Raw genomic sequence first — 25,333 nt, forward strand, 5'->3', positions numbered from 1 at the left:
CTTCGGATGCTTTTTTTGTTGTACGCCATTGCAGATATTGGGGATTCGTTAAAGGTTCCGCGATAACCGGGAGGGATACGTATGGGAGTATGGTTAAAGGCGAAGGAAACAGCCGAGCAAGTCCGTGCGGAAGTAGCGGCAGAAGCGGCGCGGCAGCGTGCAAACGGAACGATACCGAAGATAGCGGCGCTTGTAGTTGGCAGCGATCCGGCGTCCGTTTATTATGCGGAGACGAAACGTAAAGTCGCAGCGAAGCTCGGAATCGAGTTCGAGCTGATGAAACAGCCGGGAGATGTTACGCAAGATCAGCTGATCCGAATCGTATCGGAATGGAGCAGGGATGCAGCCGTACACGGAATTATGCTGGAGCTGCCGCTGCCCGCTCACATCTCGACTTCTGCGGTAGCGGAGGCGATCGATCCGCTCAAAGACGTCGACGGGGTCACACCGGCCAACCGGCTTGCCGTCATGACCGGCGAGCCCGGATTAGTTCCAGCTACTCCGCAGTCGTGCATCCGGCTGCTGAAGTCATACGGCTATACGCTGGAAGGAAAAAATGTAACGCTGGTCGGACGCGGTCAAACGGTCGGTTTGCCGCTGTTCCATATGCTGCAGCGGGAGCAGGCGACCGTCACCGTATGTCATTCGCGAACTCCCGATTTGACGTTTCATCTGAAACATGCGGATATTGTCGTAGCCGCTGTCGGGAAACCGGGAGTTATTACCTGGGAAATGATCCGACCCGGGACGATCGTCATAGATGCGGGCATCCATGAGCTGCCGGATGGAAGGATCACCGGCGATGTCGATCCGCGTGCGATCGAGGTTGCAGAAGCGATGTCTCCGGTCCCCGGGGGCGTAGGCACTTTAACGACGGCGCTGCTGTTCGAAAATGCGATGCGGGCGATTCGGCTGCAGCAGCAGGCTGGAAGGGAGGCCGCACGATGATGGAGCAGCAAAATGCGATGTTCGACCGGACGATTCGGTCGTTTGTTCAAGAAGCGGGAGCAGCCGTTCCGACGCCGGGCGGAGGCAGCATCTCGGCGCTCGTCGGAGCGCTCGGGGCCGCGATGGTGTCGATGGCGGCCAATTTTACACAAGGCGCGAAATTCGCCGGAGCGGAAGCGGCGATGAAAGAGGCGGTCGGCCGGTTGCAGGACTGGACCCGGGATTGCGAAGACTTGCTGGAGGCGGACGTCGCTTCTTTTGAACGATACATGTCGGCTCTGAAGCTGCCGAAATCGACGGACGAGGAGAAGCGGATGCGTGCGCAAGCGATCCAGGATGCGGCCGCGCAGGCGATCGAAGTGCCGCTCGCGCTTATGCGCGTATGCCGGGACGCCCTTGAGCAAACGGTGCGTATCGCGGAGTCCGCCAATCCGAACGTCATCTCCGATCTCGGGATCGGCGCGATTTTGTTCGAGTCGGCGGCTCAGTCCGCCTATTTGACCGTAGAAATCAATCTGGCCTCGCTGAAGGACGAGGAAGCGAAGCAGCGGTACGACGAACGGGCGGCTGAGCTGCTCGGGGACACGGCGAGGCTGAAGGAACAAGCCGTAACCGCCGTACGCGGGATCATCTGGAGAGGAAGCAGGTAGGATGCCGAAACTGAACATAGCTATATTCGCTTCGCATGGAGGCTCGAACGCCCAAGCGATCATCGATGCCGCTGCAGCGGGGAACATGAATGCAGCTGTAAAAGCGGTGATCAGCAACAATTCGCAGTCGGGGGCGATGGAGAGAGCGAAGCAGGCGGGAATCCCCGGCTTCCATCTCAGCTCGAAAGCTTATCCGGAGCCGAAAGCGCTGGACCGGGCGATTCTGGATACGTTGATCGCGCAGGACGTAAATCTGATCGCTCTGGCCGGGTATATGAAAAAGCTCGGTCCGCAAACGCTGGCCGCCTACGCCGGACGTATCGTGAACATTCACCCGTCGCTTCTGCCGAAGTTCGGCGGACACGGGATGTACGGCCATCGCGTGCACGAGGCGGTGCTCGCTGCAGGCGAGACCGAGACGGGGGTAACGATGCATCTGGTCGACGGCGAGTACGACGAGGGACCGGTACTTGCGCAAAGCGTCGTACCCGTCGAGCCGGGCGATTCGGTCGAGACGCTGGCCGCGCGCGTGCTGCGCAGGGAGCATTCGTTTTACGTCGAGACGCTCGGACGGATTGCGGCCGGTGAGATCGTGCTGCCACCGCTGAACGGTTGAGGCTGTGGAGGAGGAGTATAGACGCGGCTCGATCCGGTAAGAAGCGTTTACACTCGATACCGTGCGAATGAAGAAAAATACTACCATTTAATACCAAATTGATTATACAAAGCCCGGGCATGTCAGGTCATGCTGCCGCCCTGGCTCTACGCGCCGGCCCAATAGAGATGCTCCAGCGTAACGAGCCGGGTTAATCCTAGTGACTCGGCCAGGAGGATCGATGGCCGGTTACGGTCTTCGACCTGATAACGCGGGATGAGGTTTCGGCTCAGCAGTCCGTTGACGGCGGCTTTTACGACTTTTTTGGCGTAACCGTTACCCCGATATTCCTCTGCGGTATGGACGGCGCCGACTTCCCAGACTCTGCCGTAATTGCGAAAGACGATGCAGGTGCTGGCAGGTTTTCCGTCAGCATAGAAACTGTAAGATCTCGCCCCGTTAGCGAACAACTGCTCGATTTCTCCAAGCTCGTATCCGTTGGAGAGCCACATCGGCAGCAGTTCCTCTTGCAGGGTGTCCCGCATGGTTACCTCATCCGGGCTTTGACCGGGAAACGCCTCCAGACAGGAGTAGGAATAAAAGGAACGAATCCCGGCAAGCTTGAACTTCCGCTCGAGAAGCTGCTTGTAGTCGCTTCTCTGCACTTTGAATACGGCGGGCTGATTCGGAATCGGGGCATCGTCAAGCAATCGCTCCAGCAGACGGCTGTCCGTACCAGCCAGCATATATACCGACTCTGCCTGCGGATACGTCTTCCGATCGTAGGAAGACAGCTCCACCGGCAGCAACAACAGCAGCCCCCAGTCGGAGTCCCGTTCCAATACCGTGCAGCCGAGTTTACTACCATACGTATCGATCATTTTCAGCAGGGTAATATTCTCCAGCACATTGCAGCTTAACCGTTCTTTGACCTTGCTCCACATGGACGTTTCCCCTCCGTATACACCGCGCTCGTATCTCTACTATTTTCCAATTGATAGTCAGCTGCCGTCAATAGGGGAGTTTCGCCTACCTATAAGAAGGATCTGTGTTAGAATCATCATGGAAGTCCGAGAGTATTTGCTAATGGGAGGGGAATGGATGATTCACATTGGCGTAGACATAGACGGCGTACTTGCCGTTCACGGGGGAGACGAGACGTTCTTCGATATCAAAATCGCTCCTGGGGCCGTAGAAGTGATCCAGAAGTTATCCAAATCAGGCGTAAGGTTCAGCATTATCAGCTCCAGAATAAATTGTAAACCGGAAACTCACGAGTGGCTGAAACGGAATCAGGCTTTTGATCTGTTTGAATCTATCTTGCTGGCAGAAGACCATAACGATAGCAAACGGAAGGCGGCCCAGCTGTTACAAATTCAGGTCATGATCGAAGATACTCCTTACGAAATTGAGAAATTAATCGCTGGGGAATGGGAAATATGGATGCCGGAGCTCCCTATCAACCGCTCCTATACACCTGTGTCCCGGCAAGTGGTGAACATCAAAGGAAGAAGCATATCTCCGAAAGGCTGGGCAGCCGATTGGGAAGATATCGAAATCCGGCTTATTCAAAAATTGAATGAACGGACCGGGTAATTTGCAAAGGGCTCTGGTATGGAGCAGGCGCGTACCCGATCTCCGCTTGCACGATTGCCAGGGAAACGGCTGCGACGGTATGCTGCACCGATATCGACGAGGAAGCGGTCCGTCATGGAAGCCGCCTCATCCAGTTTCTTGGGTTACATAAAAACGTGTTGTACTCGGACCGTTCGATGGGGGACGAGGAGTACGTGGAGACGGCGACCCATATTTTCATGGCCTCGCTTGTTCCGGAAAAGCTGGATATTCTGGATACGCTCAAATGTGCGGCGCAGCCCGATTGCAAGCTGATTTTACGATACGGGAACGGACTGAAGTCTCTGTTCAATTATCCGCTCCATGCCGATTTGTCGGGTGAGTGGCACGTCGAGCCGATTACCGGAAACAGTCATATTTACGATACGTTGCTCCTGCAGGCTACCCAACCGGCTGCCGTCTCTCCGATCTCCTGAATGGACAAGAAGAAACGTTGTGCCGTGCCCGACCGTAACGTGAATATTCCCTCTTCACCGCGCATAGGAGCTATGCGTGGTTTTCGTTTTATGCAGTTGATTATAGCCAAATGCTACCGCTTGCTTGCCGGAAATTCATGATAGTATGAGAGAATGGGGGCGGCTCGCCGCCAAAAGCGGACAAGACCCGGCGCTGGGCTGAGGCTTGTGGAGGGAGTCGCCGGCTTACCGAGGCGCTGCCGCACGGCGAAGCGGAGACGGACACCGTCTTTCCGGACACGTCGCTGGATGCGGACTTTATAAAAGGAGGAAATTCGACGATGTACCGTTACGCCCGCATGACCGAAGAGGCTGCCCGAATCGTAAACGCCTGGACGTACCCGCAGCCGTACGATTTTTACAACATGGGGGGAGAGGACGAAGGGATCGCGGAGCTGTTGAACGGCGAATATTACAGCGTTCGCGGGGAGAACGATCAGATCGCAGGTTTTATATGCAGCGGGCATTCTGCACGAATCCCAGGAGCCTACGAAGCCGGAATCTATAACGACCCAGGCTATCTCGACGTTGGGCTCGGGCTGCGCCCGGATCTGACCGGCAAAGGGCTGGGGAGCGATTATGTCAAGCAGGCGATAGAGTTTCTGGGCAAGGAACTGGGGAAGTCCAAGTTCCGTCTGGCCGTTGCCGCCTTTAACGAAAGAGCGATCCGAACGTACGAGAAAGTCGGGTTCCGCCGGGGAGAGCAGGTCCAGAGCCCCGTCTCGGGCGTACAGGTTCCGTTTGTAGTAATGCGTTTAACCGAATCGGGTTGAAGACGGTGCATATCCAGTACAGAGGAGGAAGCGACGTGAATTATGATTTAATCCGGGAATGGTTAAGCAGCAAGTTCGAGGAAATCCGTACAAGGACGCTTCAAGCGGTCGAACAGCTGGATGACGATCAGCTCAACTGGAGACCTGACGAGACGAGCCATAGTATCTCCACGCTTATCAGACATATCGAGGGAAATATAAAAGAAAGAATCGTCAAAGGCATTTTGCTGGAAGAAGTGTATCGAAACCGCGAGGAAGAACTGACACAAAGCGATAGGCCGAAGGCGGAGCTGGTCACTATCGTTCAGGACAATCTGCAGCTCGTCATCGATACGATTCGCGCTATGCCGGATGAAGCGTTCAGTCAAACCCAGACGGTAAGAAACCGGGAACGAACTCATCTGGACATCCTGCTTCAATGTACGGCTCATTATTCCGAGCATATGGGGCAAATTTTCTATATCGCCAAACAAATGTTGAAGGAGAATTACAAATCAACCTCCGTGTAGAGCGAACGGTATGACGAGTATATCCAGCAGAGGTGAACGGAATGGATCTGAAAGCAAATGAACAAGAAGTAGCGAAATGGGCCGCCCGCCATGCACAAACGCTCGGATTCAACGGCTCCTTGATCGAGGCGGCTTATATATGGAATCCCGGAGGATTCGTGAACCAGTCCTACCGGCTGACCGATGGCGAAACGGTGCGGCATCTCAAGCTCGCCAAGGAAGATAAAGCCCCGGAACTCCGGCAATGGGCCAGGATCAGCGGCTGTCTGACGGACCGCTACCGGGCTCCGCGGCTAGTTCAAGAAGTGACGCAAGAGATCGTCCCCGGTTATACGTGCGGCCTCGTGTTCGAGTACCTGAAGGGCGAACCGCTAAGCTCCGCACCCGATCCGCTGCCTGTTATCGAAAAGGTGCTGCCACTGTTGAAGCAGCTGCATACGGACAAGCAGATCCGCCAAGCCATTGCCGGTACGCCGGAGAGGCAAGCTCTCACTTATTCCGATGCCTTTACCCAGGAGTACATCGGACGGTTCGAGGAAGATCTGGAAGGGATCAAGGCCGGGAGACAGCTGCTAAGCTTCGTGTCGGACGCAACGATGGCATGGTTCGATTCTGAAGTAGCCCGGTTGAAAAGGCTTGTGGAGGAGCATCCGTCTTTCCGGAAACAAGCGGCCGATCTCGTCCATAACGACTTGAACTGGCAAAATATTTTAGTAGGCGGGCACGGAGAATACTGGATAATCGATTGGGACGATCTGTCGGCGGCCGGGGATGCGGCGATGGATTATTCCGTCTTGCTGTGGCCGCTGTACCGGACGCCGGACTGGCCGGTATGGCAGGAGCGGGTGAGCCGTCTGACAGGTGAAGATGCGGCGCAGCGAATGGAGATTTACTTCCGGGCGAAGCTGCTCGACGATGTGATCGATGTGCTTGCGGATTATGTGGAAGCGGAGCATATACCGGATGTCAAAGAGGTAACGCAGGAAAGGGCGAGAGGTATTCATCTTCGCGCTTATCCGGAATATTTGAAGCTGTACGGGACATAAATCCGCGTGTTCCTCCGCAGACGGCCGACCCGATGCAAAAATGACCTCGCCGAGTCAACCGATGACCGGTCCCTTCCTTCGATCCGATTTATACTATAGCAAACGTTCCATTCACAGATCAGGGGGGAAGCCGGAGTGAGCACGATTCGTGTTGCTGTTGTCGGATTCGGTACAATGGGCAGGCTGTATGCGGACATCTTGTCGGAGATGAAGGGCGTTTCGTTAACCGCCATATGCAGTTCGTCGGCGGAATCGAGGCTGGAAGCGGCACGGCTGGGAGCATTGCGGTTCGACAGTCTGGACGAGCTGATTCAGGAGAAGATTCCGCTGGATGCGGTCGTCCTGGCGCTGCCGACATATTTGCATAAGGCGTATGCGGTGGCTGCGGCGGACGAGGGGCTCCATATCATTTGCGAGAAACCGGTCGCCCTGACTTCGGAGGATACGGAAGAGATGATCGAAGCGTGCAGGCGAAACGGCGTTTGCTTGTTCGTCGGTCATGTGCTGCGTTTTTTTCCCGATTACGCTAGGATGACCGAGCGGGTGTCCGATGGAGAGATCGGACCGGTTATTACCGCTCACGCGAAACGGTTCAGTCTGCATCCGCCGTCGAACAGCTGGTTCGAGGACGATACGAAAAGCGGAGGCGTCTTGTTCGACTTAATGATTCACGATATCGACTATCTGCATTCGCTGATGGGCGAAGCGGAATCGGTCTATGCGGTGATCCGGAAATCGCCGGGGGTCCAGTACGCGGCGGCCGTGTTATGCTTCGAAAACGGAACGGTAGCGAATCTGGAAGCGATGTGGGGATATGCCGGACCGTTTACGTCCTCGCTGGAAGTGACAGGGAAGGACGGGATGCTGCGCGCCGACAACGAAGCTTACAAGCTGGCAGTAAGCCGGGGAGCCGTTGCCGCGCATTCGCAGCGGAATGAAGGGGTAGCGATCCCGCAAGGCGAGCCTGCTGACGATCCATATCGGCTGGAACTGGAACATTTTATCGGGTGTATCCGGACGGGAGCCGAACCGATCGTCACTGCCCGCGACGCCGGGAGGGCGGTAGCAACCGCTTGCGCCGCGCTCGAGTCGGCATGGATCGGACGTCCGATTAAGCCGCAGCGGTTGCGCCAGAGCACGAGCGCTTTGCACGTTAAAGATTAGGCGCTCCATCCAATTGCAATCCAATCGGAATAAACAAACAGAACGCCTCGCGGGGCGTTCTACGTCGTTTTGGTCAGCTCGATCACCCGCCCGCCCCGTTTTTTAATATTTTCATCGTGCGTGACGAGGATGACCGTTTTGCCGGCTTCATTAAACTCTTTTACGATACCCAGCACCGTCTCTGCATTATGCTGGTCCAGCGAATCGGTCGGCTCATCGGCCAATATAAGCTGGCAACGCTTAAGCATCAGACGGGCCAGTGCGATTCGCTGCTGCTCTCCGCCCGACAACGTGTACACTTTTTTGTTCAGCTTGTCCTCCAGTCCGACCCGGCGCAGCGCCTCCTCGATCGTTAGACCCGTCCGGCAATCTTTGCGGATCAGCTTCAAGTTTTCCTTCAACGTTTTGTTGTCGACCAAGGGGAAGTTTTGAAACAAAAAGCCGACCTTCGTTCTAAAATAGGACAAATGATGCTTCTTCACCCGCAAATCCACCCCGTCCACCAGGATGGAGCCTAGCTCCGTCGTTTCCAGAGCGCCGATCATATTCAGCAGCGTCGTTTTCCCGCACCCGCTCGGGCCGGAGAAGATAACGAATTCTCCATGCTCGATCGTTAAGTTCAAATTTTGAAATACGACTTTATCCTGGCCGCATTTACGATGAGGTTCTCGAAAACTTGAAATATCATCTCCGGATCGAGACGCACGGTGTCCGCCGTAGCGTTCACCTCAAACGACAGCTGCTTGCCGTCGCATAAGATAACGGCCGTCTCTCGCAGGCCGGAGAGCAATTCCCGGGCGGAGACTTCAGCAGGTGAGGGGCGGACTTCCTCCAGTTTCTGGATCGAGTTCATGCTGGCCACATAACGCTCCAGTCTCTCGATATGGCCCTTCATCGTATTGATTGTGGAAACCACGTCTTCCTTGGACATTTGTTCATCCGGCGAGACGGTTTCGATCGGAGAGAGCGCTCCGGCCGCGGTCAGCTTGGCCCGCAGCTTGCGGATATGCTCGACGACGACCGAATCGTTGCCATCCCCGTCCCCCCCCATAACCGTTCATAGATCCGTTCCTTTTCAAAGGTTTGTCCGCATCTTCCACCTTGGCCGTCAGGAACAGGATCGGGCAAGCCACATGCGACCGAATCCGCTCGCACACTTGAAGCCCGTCCGGCTCCGGCATATGAATGTCGAGCAGGATCAGGTCCGGCTGCTTCTCCGCCTGCCGGATCGCTTCGGCTCCGTTAGCGGCGGTTAGCGGGTTGTACCCGTTCTTTTTAAAAAAGTTGTACAGCAGCTTCACAATATCGGGTTCGTCATCGACGATTAGAATCGTATACGGCATTGTTTCCTCCTCATGGCCGGTCGGGTCGTACAATCCGGCGCGTTCGTTGGTTCCGATCTTATCATAACTGATCCGTCGGGAAACCTTAAATGGGAGAGGGAAATATTTACGTGGGGACGTATGTTTAGTAACGTTTGACTTTGCCTGCGATCCAGCCCAGAAGAGTCGCGATGTATCCGACTGCTGCACATACCAGCACCAGATCCAGATCGGACGGTATTCCGATGAAGGATCTTACTCCGTATACAGGGCCTGCATAAAGAAAAACCGTAAGAATATAGACGAGATCTATAGTCCAGGAATAGGCGATTACTGCTAACAGGGCGCCTGTCCCCCAATAGCAGGAGAACGCTATAAGGACGCCTCTATTTTTCCTGCTCAAGTAGTATGCGCTAATAAACCAAAGAAGGAGGAACGCGATCGACGCGATCGTTTGATAGGTGCTGGGCATGCCTCCTTTAAGGTAGGCGTTGAAATTCAGCAGAGAGAAGGGGATCGATAATGGGATCAGTACGAGGAGGACATGACTGCTTCGAAGAACAAAGTGTTCTGGATGGCTCATGGTACCCCTCCTTGATTTTATACTGGTATAAGCTTGAAGCAGAGTTTCACTTTCATAGTAAGCGGGGTCACCCTTTCTTTTGCGAAAACTAAGTTTAATGGAATAGCCGGATATGCTTGAGCTGGGTCCAGATTCGGTCCGCCTTTCTCCGAAGAGTACCGCGGCGGTCGGGCTGCAAGCGGATGTCCGAAGTCGCCGCAATCGCCTCCGCAGCCTCTTCCACGGTCAGCCGCTCCGTGTCCAGATGATGCCGAAACACGTCGCTCGCGAGCCCGTCGATGCACCGGTCGATTTGCCGGGCCGCCCACGAACCGCTTCCGTCGCCTCTGCTGCGAAGCCTTTTTAGCAGGCTCTCCTTGGACGCAATTAACGTATAATGGTGGACGGTCACGCCATCCGCCCGCAATCGGCCTACCATCTCCTGAAAATAGTCAGGGTCGGTTACCGTCATCGGCACGATTACCGTCCCGTCATAGCGCTGGTTGATGTAAGACAGCATCGAATAATTCAGCTCGCGCCACATCGGATAGTGCTGGAAGTCTTCTTCGGCGGTTTGCTTCGGTATGTTTTTGCGGATGTAAAATCCGGCCTGCTCCGGGTCATATACGTAGGCATGCGGCATTCTCCGGCATAACTCATAGGACGTTTGCGTCTTTCCCGAGCCAAACGCCCCGTTGATCCACAGGATCATGGTTTTTCCCTCCGATTGAAAAATAGCAGTTCCGCTTGTTACAGGGCGGGAGCTGACCAGACAAGCTTTTTTATTCGCATCCCCCTCATCAGAAATAGACACCCAAAGAGCCGGTAAGGTTCAAGATTATTTCGTACATCTTTGGAACAGGTCAAAGGGAAATTTCGCCGGGACTCGGGAGTTCCACCACTCTCGCGGTCGATGTTAGATGCAGGTTGCCATTGACCGATGGCGGAATTGACCATCCTGATGACGGAATGAGCAATGAAGCCGGTCAATCCGGCCATGTATAATAAAGCTAGGAATGGAGCATATCCGATATTTTGGGGGTGAGCACGAACAGGAAATGGAGAAACATTTGAGAAGCAGCAAATTCATGGGCCAAGAGTTTCCGTTCTGGATGAAACGGTTCGCGCAAAATCGAAACGCAACTCCGATCGAGCACAGCCACGAGTTTGTAGAGCTCGTGTACGTTGTGAGGGGAGAAGCACAGCATTGCTTTGAAGGCGAGCGATATGTCATTCGCGCCGGCGATGTGTTCATCATTAATCCCGGAGAGGTACATGCGTACGACTACGAGGACGAGCAGCAGATCGAAATTATTAACTGTCTGTTTATGCCTTCGCTCATCCAGGAGGGACTGCTGCGTGAACTTGGCATATCGAGGTCCATGGACTTTTTCTACGTGCAGCCTTTTCTGAATAAAGAAGAGCGCTTCCACCATCGGCTTAATCTGAGCGGCCCGCACGCGGCGACGATGCTGGTCATTATGGAAAGCATGATGGCCGAATTCGAGCATCGGAATCCGGGTTTCGATGCGATCATTCGATTAAAGATGATCGAGCTGCAAATTCTTTTATCGCGTATATACAATCTGCACCAAACGAAAAGACATAACGTTAATTACGGCGAGCGAGAAGTGATGGCGAGGCGGATACGTGGGTTTCTGGAAAGAAATTACGGGGACAAAATAACGTTGACGTCTTTGGTAAACGTGTTCAACATCAGTGAACGAAAGCTGAACAGGCTCATGAAGGAGCAAATGGGCATGAGTGTGATCGAGCTGCTCCATCAGATTCGGATCGAGAAGGCGAAGTATCTGCTTGAGGATCAGGCAGAAAAGGTGATTAATGTAGCATCCATGGTTGGCTACGAGGACCCGGCCTTTTTTAGCCGCTTATTCCATCGCATTGTCGGATGCCCGCCAGGAGCGTACAGAAAAACGATTTATAAATAATGAAGGGGGCGCTTGCTGGAAATGAAACTGTTACTCCGTAAAACAATCGTTATGCTGGTAGTGGTCGGGAGTGTGACCGCTTGCAGTCAAGCTGGAACGCAGAGTGGAGAGGGGCAACAGGACGAAAATCGATCCAATGCTCCGAAAGAACCGGTCGAAATTGTCTTTTATTCGACTAACAATGATTCCGTAGAAGGCTTTGACCAAAGACTGGGCACTTCTTTGCGTAAAAAGTTTCCGGACTATACGATCAAGTACATTCAATCGACGAAGGGCAACTCGATGGAGGAGCTGCTGGCGTCGGGAACGCGATTCGATATTTTCTACCAGACGATCGGCAATTATGAGGGGCAGGTGTTCCCGAATCGAATTGAATATGACATGTCCGAGTTGATCGCGAAGCACAAGGTGGATCTGAATCGATTTGAGCCGACTGTGATGGATGCTCTTAAGCAAACGTCTAACGGTAAAATGTATGCGCTTCCGGTTATTACAAATAACTTGCTTTTATATTACAACAAGGACTTGTTCGATAAGTTCGGCGTTCCGTATCCGAAGGACGGGATGACTTGGGAGCAAATAAGCGAGCTGTCCAAGAAACTATCCCGCACCGACGAGGGGACGCAATATTTCGGATTTACGCATTCGCCGCTTCATACGATCCGCATGAATCAGCTCTCCATTCCGAATGCCGACCTGAAGACCAACACGCCAACTATTAATCAGGACAGCCGCTGGAGCCGATTTTTCCAAACGTTATTCCTTGATCCGGTTCAGGAGCCCGGTTACGCGCAGTATTTGCAGTCGACCGGCAAAATTCCGGGCAGCAACGAATTTATCAAATCGAAAAATGTCGCGATGTACGTGTATATCCAAGGTTTAATGGGGGCATGGGGAGATCAGGTGAACTATGATGTCGTGTCGCTCCCGGTGTTCAGCGACCGTCCGGGAATCGGATCGCAATCCTACCCGAGCTATTATGGCATCACGAATATGGCCAAAGATAAAGATGCGGCCATGGAAGTTTTGAAATATATCGTTTCCGACGAATATCAGACCGAATTGGCGCTGAGAGGCGACATGACCGTTCTGACCGACGAGCGCGTGCGGAAGCAGTTGGGGCAAGGAACGCCATACAAGGACAAGAACTGGCAGGCAGCGTATTACAACAAGTTTGCGCCTTTCCTTCCGAAAGGGACTTATGATGCCGAACTGGTTACCATTTACGGGTCGATGGGCATTCAACTGCAAACGGGCAAAATCGACATGAATACAGGCTTGAGACAAGCGGGCGAGCAGGCACAGAAGAAGATCGCAGAGATAACCCAGATGAATAAATAGGGGAAGAAATCGGCTGTAATCGGTTCAAGAAGGACCTTCTAGACTCTAGACAGACTATTAGAGGAGACAGGGAGTGGAGTAGTTGTTGCAAGTAATCGATCTTCGTGTAAATGACGCTGTTGAGCCGATGTCTGCAAATCCGGGCGACGTGGTGTTCAGCTGGCGATTAACGGGGGACGGGAGTGCGGGTGAATGGACAGCTTACCAGATTCAGTTGTTCGATAAAGAATCATCTGTGCGTGAAGGAGTTAGGGCAGTTTGGGATAGCGGCAAGCTCGAACTTCAAGAGACGAATGCAACCTATTCGGGGCCGGCCTTGGAAAGTGCGTCTCTGTACTGGTGGCGTGTAAGGGCGTGGGACAGGGAGCAGATGTCGGAAAGTGTTCCGGCCCGATTCGGCACCGGATTGCTTACGCACGAGTGGCGGGCTGAATGGATTTGGAGCCATACGGAGGTCAGGTGCAATGACTACGCCTACCTCCGCAAAGAACTCGACATCCGTGGGGCGATTGGCACGGCTAGACTATTTGTTTCCGCTCACAATGTTGCCAATCTTTATCTGAACGGGATAAAAGTCGGCGGGTACGCCACCCCCGCTCCGACGAATCCGTGGAGACGCAAATATTACACCGCCTACGATGTGACTCCATTATTGGCGGCAGGCCCGAACTGTATCGCCGCTGTGGCGCACTATTTAGGCGGTGACGGGCAAAATTACGTGAATGGGGTGCCGGGATTCCGGCTGCAGTTGCATGTCGTCTACACGAATGGAACGACGGAATGCTTCAAAACCGATACGACCTGGGAAACGATTCGCGATGTCCCGCATCGGATTGGTACGGCCTACCAGCAAAACAGGCGAATATCCGCGATCGAAGATGTCGATGCCGGGAAGCTGGATCAAGGCTGGAAACGTGTCGGCTTCGCGTCAAGCCCATGCGACAAGGCGGTGTTAGCGGATTCTAGAATCAGAAGCTGGATGATGGTGGGTCAAGAGATACCGGAAGGGGAAATCGAGGAACTGATCGTACCCTCCGAACTGTACTGTGAAACGGTGTCCAGTGAAGTGCAGAAACCGGACTCGGAGAACCGAACGGTTCGCCAAGTGTTCGATGCCGGCAAAATCGTTTCCGGTTGGCCGCGATTACGTCTTGCAGGAACAGCCGGTGCGACCGTGCAGCTTCGGTACGCCGAACAGTTGGACGAGCAAGGCTTTGTTAAGCATAACGTTTGCAACGAGAAGTCCGACTACTATTACGACCGCTACACCGTTGGAGGAGAAGGGGCTCAAGTATGGCAGCCGGATTTATCTTACAAAGCATTTCGTTATGTGGAGGTGACGCATCATACGGACCGCCTTGTTCCAGGCAAGGATCTGTGGATCGCATCTGCGCATACGGCGATGGCCGGGCGTGGATCGTTCCGCTGCTCTAACGAGCTGCTGAACGGGATGGCAGAGGCGTGTACCCAAACGCTAAAGAACAATACGCTAGGTCAGGCGACCGATTGCCCCCATCGGGAGCAGGCACAGTATTTAGCGGACGTCGACCTGCAGGCGGAGACGCTTTTGTACAACTTTGATGCACGGCCTATTTTGACCAAGACGCTTATTGATTTTGCGGACGGCCAATTAGAGGATGGGTCGTTTCCGTACGTGTATCCGACCAACTTTGACAACCCTGCCTTCCACAAGCAAATTCCAGAATGGGATTTGCACTATTGTACGCTATTGTGGAAAACATACTATACCTATGGGGATAAGCGAATTATTACCGCTTGTTTTGAGACCGCCAAACGGATGGTCCATCATTATTGGGCTCGATTGGATGAGAAAACGGGACTTGTTCCCGCCGATCGCCCGTGGCATATCAGCGACTGGCCGTATTCAACCGTCCAGCAGAAATCGCCGTTTCTAACCGTTCAGAATATCAAACTCGTTCAAGCGATAGAGGCAATGGCGGACATGGCCGCTGTGCTGGATAAGCCGACAGAAGCGCAGTCCTTCGAGCGGATGGCCGGAAAGCTGCGCGGTTCCATAGTGGATGCTTTATTCGACCGGGAGATCGGTTTGTTCCGCGACGGATTCCAATCTCCGAACTATCATCAAGGGGTAAACGGTTTAGCCGTATATGCAGGGCTCGTTCCGGAGGAGGCGGTGAGCAAGGCGCTGGAGACGATCGCCAAGATGAAATGGGAGAGCCGGACCGTTTTGTCACTGCCGCTTCTACGAGCATTGTTCGAAGGAGGGAAACAGGAGAAGGCTTACCGTATGATCGCCAGTCCGGACTATCCCGGCTGGGGATATATGATCCGCAGCGGCGCAAAAACGATGTGGGAAGGCTGGGACGACATCAACTCCCATTGTCATGCCTGGAACAGCTATCCGCTGCGGCTGCTGCAGGAATATGTGGCCGGAATCCGGCAGCGTTCGCCAGGTTTTCGCGACGTGGAACTGCGGCCTTACATGCCGGATGATCTCACCTTCGCGGAGGCAACCGTCACAACCGTATACGGGGAGCTGTTTCTTCGCTGGGAGCGCCAGTGCGAGGATAAGGTGCAGTTGCGTGTCCATGTTTCGATTCCGATTGGCATGGCCGGCAGGCTTACCATCGAACCGGGCTTCGGTGCCCTGGCTTCGCGAATTGAAGAATCGGGCGAAGCGATCTGGATGGGGGGAAAGCTATATGGTGAAATTGACGGAGTAACGGCCTGCGAATGGAATGGCAACAAGGTGGAGATCGGTTTGAAATCGGGACGATACGACTTTGCATTTATACCTGAATCATACAAATGACAGGGAGTTGAAGGTTGTGGAGAAAGAGCCGCTTGACACGATTCGGGATGAACAGATTCGTGTAACCAGAGATAGCTCGTTGACCAGAAGGAAACTGCTGTCTTACTTGGCTGCCGGGGGAGTCGCGACCATTGCGGGAACAACTTTGCTGAATCACAGTGTGGGATCGGCTGAATGGAGGGGGACGGTCACCGATAGCGTGTATGGACCCCTAGCGTGCACCGGCAGCTTCATTGTCGATGTGACAGCCGCTCCTTACCATGCTAGCGGCGATGGCGCTACTGACGACACCTCGGCGATTCAAGCCGCCGCCGTTGCCGCTGAGAACGGGATACTTATCCTACCAAAACCGGCAGCGAGCTACTTGATTTCAAGTACGATCGAACTGCCATCCAATATTACGGTGATCGGGATCGGCTATGCGACCATCAGCTTGAAAGCGAACTCGAATTGCACGATGATTCAACTCGACGGCAAGCAAAATGTGACCCTTACAGGTTTGACTTTTGACGGGAATCGGGCCAATCAATCGAGCGACAACAGCAATCCTTTCGATATGGCGGAAAGCCATCATGCCCTTAAATTAATCAACTCCCGAAACGTGATGATTCGAGGGTGCAAGCTAACAAACGCAAGCGGGGATGGAGCTGCGGTAGCCGGGCAGTTTTTCGTGGTGGGAGAGGGAAATGTAAACCGGCACATTACGATTATCGACAATGAAATTCAAAATAACGGACGTAACGGGGTTTCGATTATTCATGCCGACGGCGTGTGGATCAAAAATAATGAAATTCACGGCCATCATGCCTGGGTTTCGACATTAGGGGCCGGGATCGATATTGAGCCGAATCGCGGCATCAATCCGGGCGAGCAATGGATCGTGAGAAACGTTACAGTGGAAAATAACATTCTTCGTGATAACAATGTAGGAGGACAGATCATCGGTTGGGCCAATTCCGCCACTACGATCGTGGAGCACATAACGTTCCGGAGCAACAGCATTTACCGGAATAATCACCGGACGGCACCGGCCTCTTCCAAAGGACTGCTGGTCAAGGAGATGAATAATTCCGCTGGCGGCAAGTACTCCGATATTGTAATTGCGGATAATGACGTATACGAGAACGGGTTTGTCGAGGGCATTCCCGTATCCAATACGATCGGCATTCATCTCGATAAATGCAATGTGCCCCTTTTTGTCCGGGAAAATCGAATTAGCGGATCGGGGATGGGAATCCAGCTCCACACCGCCTCTTATGCAACTGTCCAAAACAACCATATTTACCGGTTTGGAAACGCTCAAGGCGGAAGCGGTATTACGATGTACGCAAGCCAGTGGTGTTATCTTCTGGACAATCGAATCCATTCTCCTACGGCACTAAGTAATTTTTCAAGAGGGATTTCGATCACTGCGTTAACTTTACAACAAGTGTCCCGCAACCTGATCGTGACAGGCAATATCATTGGCGATTCGACTAACAATATGAACGCGGCGATCGGGATGACCAGCAATAACATAGGGTGGTCCGTTTTCTCCGGCATCGTGCTTGATCGCAATGTCCTGTCGGGTTACGTACATCTTCCTGTCAAATGCACGAATTGTTCGCTCCCGGCCATATCGAGTGTTATCGGAAAACAGGTGCTGAACGGAATTCAGTCCCACTACAGTGCGGCGGAGGGCGAGTTTATTCCCTATTATTCTGAGGCATCCCTGTATGGTCCTTCGTCGGAAAGACCCGTAACAGGCAGGTACATTCATATGTCGTGGTTTGACAGTACGCTCGGCAAACCGATCTGGTGGAACGGCACCGCTTGGGTCGATGCCGCGGGCACGGTATCCTAGTATAACCCGTACTAAGGGGGAGGGAGGCACCCGCGTATAGGTTGCACGGAAATGGACCGTCCCGCCTCTGGCCGCGACCCTGGAGGAACATTGCAGGCATTCGAAAGCCGCCGGTTGCCCGGCGGCTTTTGTGGCATCCCGATCCCGATATGGCTATTTCCGCGCTTTACATCACCAGCAAGAAAAACAGCGCCGCAATCACGAAACGATACAAGGCAAACCATTCCAGCTTCAGCCGCTTGATCAGGTTCAAGAACGTCACGACCGCAAGCATCGCAACGACGAAGGCGGAGATGAACCCGATCAGGAACAGCACCAGATCGTCCGAAGTCAGAAATTCGCGGCTGTCGTACATATCCAGCACCGTGGCGCCGAGCATGACGGGGACGGAGATCATAAACGTAAAGTCCGCAGCCGCCTTCTGGCTCGTACCGAGCAGCAGCCCTCCGGAAATCGTCGAGCCCGATCGCGAAAATCCGGGCCACAAGGCGAGGCATTGGAACAATCCGATGCCGAACGCCTGCTTGTACGAGATATTGTCGGTATTCTCGGCGGTTACCCGCCGTTTGACTCTTGCGGCTACGATCATCAGCACGCCGCCGATGATTAACCCGATCAGAACCGGAGCGGGGCCGAACAAGTACATCTTTATAAAGTCTTTGAACAGCAGATACACGATCAGCGCCGGAATCATCGCGACGATCATATGGATCGCGTTTAATTTGTTTTTGGCCGAGAAGTTAAAGGCCAGCAAATCTTTCAACATGCTCATATACCGTTTCCAGTACAGGATAAGCACGGCCATGACGGCTCCGAGCTGAATGACGATTTTGAACGTAGTCGCCGCGTCCCCTTCGAATCCGAGCAGATCGCCGACCAAGATCAGATGGCCGGTGGACGAGACCGGGAGAAACTCCGTTAAACCTTCGACGATCCCCAGGATGATGGCGCAAAAAATATCGTACATTATTGGATGTCCGCCCTTCTGAAATAAACTAAAGCGGCAATGAAGCCGATCAGCGAGGTAGCCGCAATTATCGTATAAGAATAATACGCCGGGTATTCCGGCAGCAGCGTGCCGTTCGCGATATCAAAGGCGGCCGTCCAAGGAATGAGTCCTTTGTACTCGGAAGTGGAGCCCATCACGTTGATCAGAGTGATCAGGATCGTTAACACGATCGTAGGCACGTAATTTTTCAGCACGATGGCGGTAAGCACGACGGGGGTCGACAGCACGATCAGAAAGGCGCCGCAGACCAGAAACTCGCGAAAAGATGCTGCGATTAACCCGGCCGACAAGCCGTCGAATCCGCAAAGGACGCCGAGCAGCAGCGTCAGCCCCCATGCTTGCAAGGTGAGCAGCATAATCCAGATCGACAGGAGCAGCATTTTGCTCAGGATGATCGCAGACCGGGACACCGGAATTGTAAGCAGATTTTTGAGCGTGTCCTCCGCGTATTCGCGGTTGAACAAGTACGCCGTCACTACGCCGTAGAGCGGCACCCCGATTAAAAGCGTCGTATACAGGTTCGCATCGTAAAAAAGCTCCTCAAACAACACGACCTGCGTCGGGTCTTTCGTCTTGATATGGACGAACGTGGCGATCACGACCATAAATGGCGCTATGGCAGCCCCAATAAAGCTTAGCAGAAACATTTTGGAGCGCTTCAGCTTCAGCAGCTCGGTATACAACAAATCAGCCAATGGAGCCGCCTCCCACCAATTTCGTAAAATAATCTTCCAGCTTGTCCTCGTTCATCCCGATTTTCGTGACTTCAATGTCGTGCTGCACGAACGCTTTGTTAATAGCTCCTTGCCGGTCGAGGTGGGAGTAGATGCGGATATGGCCGCCGTCGTGTACCTCGTAATCGCGGATGTGCATATGATTCTCCAGCACCATCGCCGCTTTGTTGTCGTCGGATACTTGAAACTCCAAATAGTGGCGGTTTCGTTTCCGGAGCTGGTGGATCGTTAGCTCCTCCAGAAGCCTGCCTTCGTGAATAATGCCCATCCGGTCGGCAATCTGCTCGATCTCCGATAAAATATGGCTGGAGATCAAAATCGTAATGTTGCGCTCCACAGCCAGCGACTGAATGAGCTTGCGCATTTCCTTAATGCCGATCGGATCGAGACCGTTCGTGGGTTCGTCGAGAATGAGCAGTTCGGGATAATGGAGCAGCGCTCTGGCGATGCCGAGCCGCTGTTTCATGCCGAGCGAATACGTGCCGATAAGCTTTTTCGTTTCCCCCGCCAGGCCTACGATTTCCAGCGACTCTTCAATCGCCTGTCTTTTATGGATTCCCATAATTCGCGCATTGATCTGCAGATTTTCTCTGGCCGTCAAGTTTTCGTAGAAACCGGGTGTCTCGACGATCGCTCCGATCCGGCGCAGCAAGCTTTTCGGGTTGGCGTGCAGGCTCTCCCCGAACAACTCGATTCTCCCGCCGGTCGGCTGGATCAGTCCGACCAGCATCCGGATCGTAGTTGTTTTGCCCGCACCGTTGCGGCCGAGAAAACCGTATATTTCACCTTGTCTCACCGTCATCGTTAAGCGGTCGACGGACGTCTGGCTGCCGTACCGCTTCGTCAGATCGGTCGTTTGAATGACCGCGCTCATGCCGGCGCACCTCCTTATCGAAACGAATGATCTCATTGTAAGAAGGCGATTTTAAATACGGCTTATCTGTTTCTTAACTGTTTCTTAAGTCTAACGTTTTTTCTTGTAACTCCATGTCATACATGGGAATCGTCAAGCTAAACGTCGTTTTGACCCACGGCTCGCTTTCCGCCTGCAGTTGTCCGCCGTTTTTGACGGCCAAAGCCAGTGCGATCGCGAGCCCGAGCCCGCTGCCGCCGCTGCCCGGATTTCTCGACGGATCGCCCCGGTACGTCCGCTCGAATATATACGCCAGTTCCTCCTTCGGAATACCCGGCCCGCGGTCCCATATGAGCAGCTTGTACGTCCGGGCGGCTTCGTCCTGCTCCAGCCCGATCCCGAGCATTTTGCCGGCATGACCGTAGGTGCAGGCGTTTTTCAAAATGTTGCCGATAATTCGCGATAAGCTCAGACGGTCTGCGACGACGGGAAGCCGTTCGTCCGGTATGCGGATTTCAAGCTCCATCCCGGCGCCGTTCAGCTCGGGCAGGAAGGCGATCAGCGACTCTCTCGCCAGTTCGGCCATATCCAATATTTCCGGCTTATGGGGCAGCTCGTCCGCATCCAGCTTCGCCATCGTAAAGATTTCATCGATCAGCGCTTTCAGGTCGTTCGACTTTCGGGATACGATGGCGAGGCAATCCCGCTTCTCCTGCTCGGATGGGAAGGCGCCGTCCATCAAGGCGTCGACATAACCGATGATCGAGGTGAGCGGGGTCCGGATATCGTGCGAGATGCCAGACAGCAGCCGTTTCCGCGCCGTTTGCGACCGTACCGCATCGATCTGTATGCGCTCCAGCTCCTCCAGCAGCTCATTGATTGCGAAAATCGCCTCGCTCCAGTCACGGTCGCGCTTGGCAAGCAGGCGTGTCTTCCGGTTTCCGTCCAGGGCGCGTCTTAATTCCCCGGTCAACTGCCTCAGCGACGTACGGGTCCTCAGACCGTAGCTGATCAGAAGTCCCGTCGTCAGCGCCAGAAGGGCCAACAAGCCCAATCTCAGCGTCCCGGAGGGCTCGCTGAATGATTCCGCGGCTGCAAACGCGGCGAGGATGGCCGCCTGAGCGAGCAGAACGGCGATTTGCCGGTTCGGATTCATTCCCGCTCCCCCGCGAATTTGTAGCCGATGCCCCAGACCGTCTGAATATATTGCGGATTGGAAGGGTCCGGCTCGATTTTGAGACGCAGCTTGCGGATATGCACCATCACCGTATTGTCGTCCTCCAAGTACTGGCTGTCCCACACATTGCGAAAAAGCTGGGTTTTCGTAAACACTTGGCCCGGGCGGGAAGCGAGAAATTTCAGCAGCTCGAATTCTTTCGCGGTCAGTTGAACCGGTTCGCCGGCGACTTGAACGGTGTAGGTTTTCAGCTCCATCGTGAGGCCTTTAAACTTCATGGTCTCCTGCTCCGGCGGCGACAGCTCGCTTCCCAGGATGAGATACCGCCTCATGAGCGCTTTGACCCGCGCGATAACTTCGGCGATGCTGAACGGTTTGGTAATATAGTCGTCCGCGCCTATGCCGAGACCTACAATTTTATCGGTCTCCAAATCTTTGGCCGTCAGCATCACGATCGGTACGTTCGATTTGCTGCGGATTTGCCGGCATACCTCGATCCCGTCCACCTTCGGCATCATCAGATCGAGCATAACGAGCGAATGCCGGTCCGGGTCGAACAGCCGGATCGCTTCCTCGCCGTCTGCCGCGGTATCGGTCTCGTACAGCTCGCGCTCCATATAGGTTTTGATTAACTCGCGAATTTCCCGGTCATCGTCAGCGATGAGCACCCGAATTTGTTTCATATTGGCACCTGCTTTTGTAGAAAAATCGATTTGACCGTTTGGGCCCTTCTCATCATATCACACGGCCGGAAGCGGCGAGAACGGACTTGGGGCTAGCTTGACAGAATCAAGGGAACCGGCAATCGATACCGAGTTGTTTCGGAGAGCGCGGCGGCGGACCGGGTTGTTCACACAGGAAGCTGAAAGACGCCTTCGAAACCACGGGGAACGTGGTACCGAAAGCGTCTGCGGGCATGAGTTACTTTTGTCAGAGCGGGTGTTCAGGCATGAGTTTTGCTTCTAAAACAGCCCCTGCGGAGCGACGGTTCAATCGCGAAGCGTCAGCCAGCTGGAAAATTCGTGCACGGCATAACCCGCGAACGAAGCTTTGCCTGCGGAGGCTGCTACGACGGTGCTCAGCGCTGCGTTTAACTCTGCTCTTCCTTTGTCGTAGAAGCTCGTATCCGGCTCATAGTTGTTCAGCGTTTCCACGCCGACGATGACCGGCTTGCCGGCTTTCTCGGCTTCGTCCAGCTCTTTGCTGACCGAGGTCAGGATGTTCTCGGTGCTGTTGCGGTACGCCATCAGCGTCGTCTGATCGAGCTGGCGGATGAGCCGGTCCGAGAGTGTCGTCCTCCCTCCGTACCCGTCGCGGACGTTGAAGGCGTCGAGCCAGACGGGCAGGCTGGCGCCCGTAATTAAGGCGCTGTCCGACTTCACTTCCTCGACGAAGCCGCTGATCGTATCCATAAGCAGCCCGATTACGGCATCCTGGTCGGCATACCATTCCGGCAGGACGTGGGGCTCGACATCGAGGTGGATACCGCGAAACTGTTCAGCCGGCAGGGCGCGGGCGTTGAACGTTTTTACCCAATCGATAAACTGGTACAGCTTCGCCGAGCTTCGCGGCAGCACCCAATCCGGAGCGCCGTCCAGGGCGTGGACTTCGATGCCCCGCTGCGAGGCTTCGGCCAGAAAGCTCCGGTAAATGTCCGCCGGGATGTCCGTGTCGATCTGCAAAAACAAAAGAGTGATGCCATTGCGCTGCAGAGCGTCCAGCGTATTCGCCCTGTCGGTCCAGATGGAGAACGTATTCCACATCCACGTGGCGACGACGGGCTGCTGCTGCGCATGCACCGGCACCGGTTGGGAAGGAGCGATCGCGAGCATCAGGACGATCCCCAGCAGAGCCGCTTTCATCCCGAGCGGCAGCTTCGATAACTTGCTTGCCATCATTGGTTTCACCGATTCTCTCCTCGTATGTGTATTAGGCCCGTTAGTTCAAGCCCATCATAGAGTTCGTTATAACGAACGATAAATAAGGGGAGGGAGTCGGGGAATGGTTTGTAAAAATGCTGTTGCGCGTTTTTCAAATTCCGAATACACTTGGATTAAGTGGATTGTGTTACCGATAACTCTTTTCTTGCCGATATCGCTTTACAGGTAAGGAAAATGGATCAGACGGATTGGAGTTATCGATAACTCCACAAAAAGGAGGAATCTACCTATGAACGGACAACCGATTAACCGCTACAAAGGAAGCTTGCCGAAAATCGGCATACGCCCGGTCGTTGACGGCCGGCTGGGAGGAATCCGCGAATCGCTGGAGAATGTAACGATGGATATGGCGCGTTCGGTCGCCAAGCTGCTGACGGACAACCTGACGTATACGAACGGACAGCCGGTGGAATGCGTGATCGCCGATACGACGATCGGAGGCGTGGCCGAAGCGGCGCAGGCGGCGGAAAAGTTCGCCCGCGAAGGTGTAGGCGTGTCCATATCCGTTACCCCGTCCTGGTGTTACCCGACGGAGACGATCGATACCGATCCTTCCGTGCCGAAGGCCATCTGGGGCTTCAACGGAACGGAGCGTCCGGGTGCCGTTTATTTGGCGGCTGCGATGTCGGCCCATAACCAGAAAGGGCTGCCGGCCTTCGCCATCTATGGCAAGGACGTGCAGGATATGGGGGATGCTGCGATTCCGGAGGACGTCCAGAGCAAGCTGCTCCAGTTCGCTAAGTCGGCGCTTGCGGTAGCGGTGATGCGCGGGAAATCGTATTTGTCGATGGGCAACGTGTCGATGGGGATCGCCAGTTGTATCGCGGACGAGTCGTTTTTCGGAAAGTATCTCGGCATGCGCAACGAATACGTCGATATGACGGAATTTGTGCGCCGCATCGAGCGCGGCATTTACGATCATGATGAGTTCGAGAAAGCGCTTGCCTGGGTGAAAGAGAATTGCAAAGAAGGCGAGGACGTTAATCCTTCGCACTTGAAACGGACCCGGGAGCAGAAAGACGGCGATTGGGAGACGATTGTCAAAATGGCGCTGATCGGACGCGACCTGATGATCGGCAACCCGAAGCTGAAGGAGATGGGATACGGCGAAGAGGCGCACGGCCGGAACGCGATCGCGGCGGGCTTCCAGGGTCAGCGGGCGTGGACGGATCATTTCCCGACCGGCGACTTTATGGAGGCGATGCTGACGACGTCGTTCGACTGGAACGGCATCCGCGAGCCGTATATCGTCTCGACCGAGAACGATACGCTGAACGCGGTGACGATGCTGTTCGGACATCTGCTGACGAATGCCGCTCAGCTGTTTGCGGACGTTCGCACGTATTGGAGTCCGGAGGCGGTGGAGCGCGTTACCGGCAAAAAGCTGGAGGGACGCGCGGAGAACGGCGTCATCCACTTGATCAACTCGGGACCGGCGGCACTCGACTGGACCGGCGCGCAGACCGGCAGCTACGGCAAGCCGGCGGTGAAGCCGTTCTGGGAAATTTCGGAGGAAGAGGCGAATGCGTGTCTGGATGCGACTCAGTGGCGTCCGGCGATCGACTTTTTCCGCGGAGGTGGGTTCTCGACCGACTTTACGACCCGCGGAGGAATGCCGGTGACGATGGCTCGCGTCAATCTGGTTGCGGGCGTCGGTCCGGTGCTGCAGATCGCGGAAGGGTACACGGTCGAGCTGCCTGACGACGTGCACGACATTTTGGACCGCCGGACGGATCAGACTTGGCCGACTACATGGTTTGTGCCGAATCTGACCGGCAGCGGCGCGTTCCGCGACGTGTATTCGGTTATGAACAACTGGGGATCGAATCATTGCGCGGTCAGCTTCGGGCATGTGGGCGGCGATCTGATTACGCTCGCATCCATGCTGCGGATTCCGGTAAGCATGCATAACGTACCGGCAGACCGCGTATTCCGTCCGTCCGCCTGGAATGCGTTCGGAACCGCCGATCCGGAGAGCGCCGATTACCGCGCCTGCGCCGCCTTCGGGCCGCTGTATAAATGACCGGAAAGGAT

At 54.5% G+C, this 25,333-nt stretch carries 26 protein-coding genes; 14 read left to right on the forward strand and 12 right to left on the reverse strand.

Annotated elements, in window-relative coordinates; translation table 11 throughout:
- The first annotated feature begins 81 nt into the window (after positions 1-81).
- From AC3Y2E_RS00220 to purN, 3 genes are read left to right on the forward strand one after another with little or no spacing between them, the layout of a single operon-like run.
- A complete protein-coding gene (locus AC3Y2E_RS00220; RefSeq protein ID WP_379205923.1) occupies positions 82-948 on the forward strand; it encodes a bifunctional 5,10-methylenetetrahydrofolate dehydrogenase/5,10-methenyltetrahydrofolate cyclohydrolase in 867 nt (288 codons plus the stop codon).
- Entirely contained in the window at positions 945-1,598 is a 654-nt protein-coding gene (locus AC3Y2E_RS00225) for a cyclodeaminase/cyclohydrolase family protein (protein ID WP_379205925.1), read from the forward strand. The genes AC3Y2E_RS00220 and AC3Y2E_RS00225 overlap by 4 nt, the downstream gene beginning before the upstream one ends.
- 1 nt (position 1,599) lies before the next feature.
- Entirely contained in the window at positions 1,600-2,214 is a 615-nt protein-coding gene (purN, locus tag AC3Y2E_RS00230) for a phosphoribosylglycinamide formyltransferase (protein WP_379205927.1), read from the forward strand.
- A 146-nt stretch (positions 2,215-2,360) separates the two neighbouring features.
- Here purN and AC3Y2E_RS00235 read toward each other — a convergent pair whose 3' ends face one another.
- Positions 2,361-3,137: a GNAT family N-acetyltransferase gene (locus AC3Y2E_RS00235; RefSeq protein WP_379205929.1), complete on the reverse strand. Its 777-nt coding sequence runs from the start codon at positions 3,135-3,137 to the stop codon at positions 2,361-2,363.
- A gap of 157 nt (positions 3,138-3,294) precedes the next feature.
- Here AC3Y2E_RS00235 and AC3Y2E_RS00240 point away from each other — a divergent pair, with 157 nt between their 5' ends.
- The 6 genes from AC3Y2E_RS00240 (at position 3,295) to AC3Y2E_RS00265 (ending at position 7,775) form a co-directional block, all read left to right on the forward strand.
- On the forward strand, positions 3,295-3,789 hold the full coding sequence (locus tag AC3Y2E_RS00240; protein WP_379205931.1) for an HAD family hydrolase: 495 nt from the start codon (positions 3,295-3,297) through the stop codon (positions 3,787-3,789).
- A 155-nt stretch (positions 3,790-3,944) separates the two neighbouring features.
- The gene (locus AC3Y2E_RS00245; RefSeq protein WP_379205933.1) at positions 3,945-4,244 is read left to right on the forward strand and encodes a hypothetical protein; all 300 of its coding nucleotides are present in this window, start codon (positions 3,945-3,947) and stop codon (positions 4,242-4,244) included.
- A gap of 320 nt (positions 4,245-4,564) precedes the next feature.
- The gene (locus AC3Y2E_RS00250; protein ID WP_379205935.1) at positions 4,565-5,056 is read left to right on the forward strand and encodes a GNAT family N-acetyltransferase; all 492 of its coding nucleotides are present in this window, start codon (positions 4,565-4,567) and stop codon (positions 5,054-5,056) included.
- Between the two features lie 35 nt (positions 5,057-5,091).
- A complete protein-coding gene (locus AC3Y2E_RS00255; RefSeq protein WP_379205937.1) occupies positions 5,092-5,565 on the forward strand; it encodes a DinB family protein in 474 nt (157 codons plus the stop codon).
- 41 nt (positions 5,566-5,606) lie between these two features.
- Positions 5,607-6,611: a phosphotransferase gene (locus AC3Y2E_RS00260; protein ID WP_379205939.1), complete on the forward strand. Its 1,005-nt coding sequence runs from the start codon at positions 5,607-5,609 to the stop codon at positions 6,609-6,611.
- 135 nt (positions 6,612-6,746) lie between these two features.
- A complete protein-coding gene (locus tag AC3Y2E_RS00265) occupies positions 6,747-7,775 on the forward strand; it encodes a Gfo/Idh/MocA family protein (protein WP_379205941.1) in 1,029 nt (342 codons plus the stop codon).
- 59 nt (positions 7,776-7,834) lie between these two features.
- Here the strand turns inward: AC3Y2E_RS00265 and AC3Y2E_RS00270 are convergent, their stop codons facing one another.
- The 5 genes from AC3Y2E_RS00270 to AC3Y2E_RS00290 form a co-directional block, all read right to left on the reverse strand.
- Positions 7,835-8,398, reverse strand: coding sequence for an ATP-binding cassette domain-containing protein (locus tag AC3Y2E_RS00270; protein WP_379205943.1), 564 nt, complete (start codon positions 8,396-8,398; stop codon positions 7,835-7,837).
- The gene (locus tag AC3Y2E_RS00275; protein WP_379205945.1) at positions 8,395-8,826 is read right to left on the reverse strand and encodes a histidine kinase; all 432 of its coding nucleotides are present in this window, start codon (positions 8,824-8,826) and stop codon (positions 8,395-8,397) included. The genes AC3Y2E_RS00270 and AC3Y2E_RS00275 overlap by 4 nt, the downstream gene beginning before the upstream one ends.
- Complete coding sequence (locus AC3Y2E_RS00280) at positions 8,711-9,118, reverse strand: response regulator (RefSeq protein WP_379205947.1); 408 nt, start codon at positions 9,116-9,118, stop codon at positions 8,711-8,713. Before AC3Y2E_RS00280 ends, AC3Y2E_RS00275 begins: the two co-directional genes overlap by 116 nt.
- Positions 9,119-9,242: 124 nt before the next feature.
- The gene (locus tag AC3Y2E_RS00285; RefSeq protein WP_379205949.1) at positions 9,243-9,680 is read right to left on the reverse strand and encodes a hypothetical protein; all 438 of its coding nucleotides are present in this window, start codon (positions 9,678-9,680) and stop codon (positions 9,243-9,245) included.
- A 94-nt stretch (positions 9,681-9,774) separates the two neighbouring features.
- Positions 9,775-10,371: an AAA family ATPase gene (locus tag AC3Y2E_RS00290; protein ID WP_379205951.1), complete on the reverse strand. Its 597-nt coding sequence runs from the start codon at positions 10,369-10,371 to the stop codon at positions 9,775-9,777.
- A 358-nt stretch (positions 10,372-10,729) separates the two neighbouring features.
- Between AC3Y2E_RS00290 and AC3Y2E_RS00295 the strand changes: the two genes are divergently transcribed.
- From AC3Y2E_RS00295 to AC3Y2E_RS00310, 4 genes are all read left to right on the forward strand, one after another.
- On the forward strand, positions 10,730-11,608 hold the full coding sequence (locus AC3Y2E_RS00295; protein WP_379205953.1) for a helix-turn-helix domain-containing protein: 879 nt from the start codon (positions 10,730-10,732) through the stop codon (positions 11,606-11,608).
- A 21-nt stretch (positions 11,609-11,629) separates the two neighbouring features.
- Entirely contained in the window at positions 11,630-12,949 is a 1,320-nt protein-coding gene (locus AC3Y2E_RS00300) for an ABC transporter substrate-binding protein (protein ID WP_379205955.1), read from the forward strand.
- Positions 12,950-13,031: 82 nt separating this feature from the next.
- Positions 13,032-15,743 (forward strand): family 78 glycoside hydrolase catalytic domain, encoded by a 2,712-nt coding sequence (locus AC3Y2E_RS00305; protein WP_379205956.1) that lies wholly within the window; start codon positions 13,032-13,034, stop codon positions 15,741-15,743.
- Between the two features lie 79 nt (positions 15,744-15,822).
- Complete coding sequence (locus AC3Y2E_RS00310) at positions 15,823-17,586, forward strand: right-handed parallel beta-helix repeat-containing protein (protein WP_379205957.1); 1,764 nt, start codon at positions 15,823-15,825, stop codon at positions 17,584-17,586.
- 166 nt (positions 17,587-17,752) lie between these two features.
- On the opposite strand, the gene AC3Y2E_RS00315 is transcribed toward AC3Y2E_RS00310, so the two are convergent.
- The 6 genes from AC3Y2E_RS00315 to AC3Y2E_RS00340 all read right to left on the reverse strand — a co-directional run bounded on the left by AC3Y2E_RS00315 (position 17,753) and on the right by AC3Y2E_RS00340 (position 23,266).
- Entirely contained in the window at positions 17,753-18,553 is an 801-nt protein-coding gene (locus AC3Y2E_RS00315; protein WP_379205958.1) for an undecaprenyl-diphosphate phosphatase, read from the reverse strand.
- Positions 18,553-19,290, reverse strand: a complete 738-nt coding sequence (locus tag AC3Y2E_RS00320; RefSeq protein WP_379205960.1) for an ABC transporter permease — start codon at positions 19,288-19,290, stop codon at positions 18,553-18,555. The genes AC3Y2E_RS00315 and AC3Y2E_RS00320 overlap by 1 nt, the downstream gene beginning before the upstream one ends.
- Positions 19,283-20,203 (reverse strand): ABC transporter ATP-binding protein, encoded by a 921-nt coding sequence (locus AC3Y2E_RS00325; protein WP_379205962.1) that lies wholly within the window; start codon positions 20,201-20,203, stop codon positions 19,283-19,285. The genes AC3Y2E_RS00320 and AC3Y2E_RS00325 overlap by 8 nt, the downstream gene beginning before the upstream one ends.
- Before the next feature lie 73 nt (positions 20,204-20,276).
- Positions 20,277-21,338, reverse strand: a complete 1,062-nt coding sequence (locus AC3Y2E_RS00330) for a sensor histidine kinase (RefSeq protein ID WP_379205964.1) — start codon at positions 21,336-21,338, stop codon at positions 20,277-20,279.
- A complete protein-coding gene (locus AC3Y2E_RS00335; RefSeq protein ID WP_379205966.1) occupies positions 21,335-22,042 on the reverse strand; it encodes a winged helix-turn-helix domain-containing protein in 708 nt (235 codons plus the stop codon). Before AC3Y2E_RS00335 ends, AC3Y2E_RS00330 begins: the two co-directional genes overlap by 4 nt.
- Before the next feature lie 306 nt (positions 22,043-22,348).
- Positions 22,349-23,266: a hypothetical protein gene (locus tag AC3Y2E_RS00340; RefSeq protein ID WP_379205968.1), complete on the reverse strand. Its 918-nt coding sequence runs from the start codon at positions 23,264-23,266 to the stop codon at positions 22,349-22,351.
- 262 nt (positions 23,267-23,528) lie between these two features.
- On the opposite strand from AC3Y2E_RS00340, the gene AC3Y2E_RS00345 reads away from it, so the two are divergent.
- Positions 23,529-25,322, forward strand: coding sequence for an L-fucose isomerase (locus tag AC3Y2E_RS00345; protein WP_379205970.1), 1,794 nt, complete (start codon positions 23,529-23,531; stop codon positions 25,320-25,322).
- The last annotated feature ends 11 nt before the right edge of the window (positions 25,323-25,333 follow it).

It is taken from the genome of Paenibacillus sp. MAH-35 (assembly GCF_058135425.1).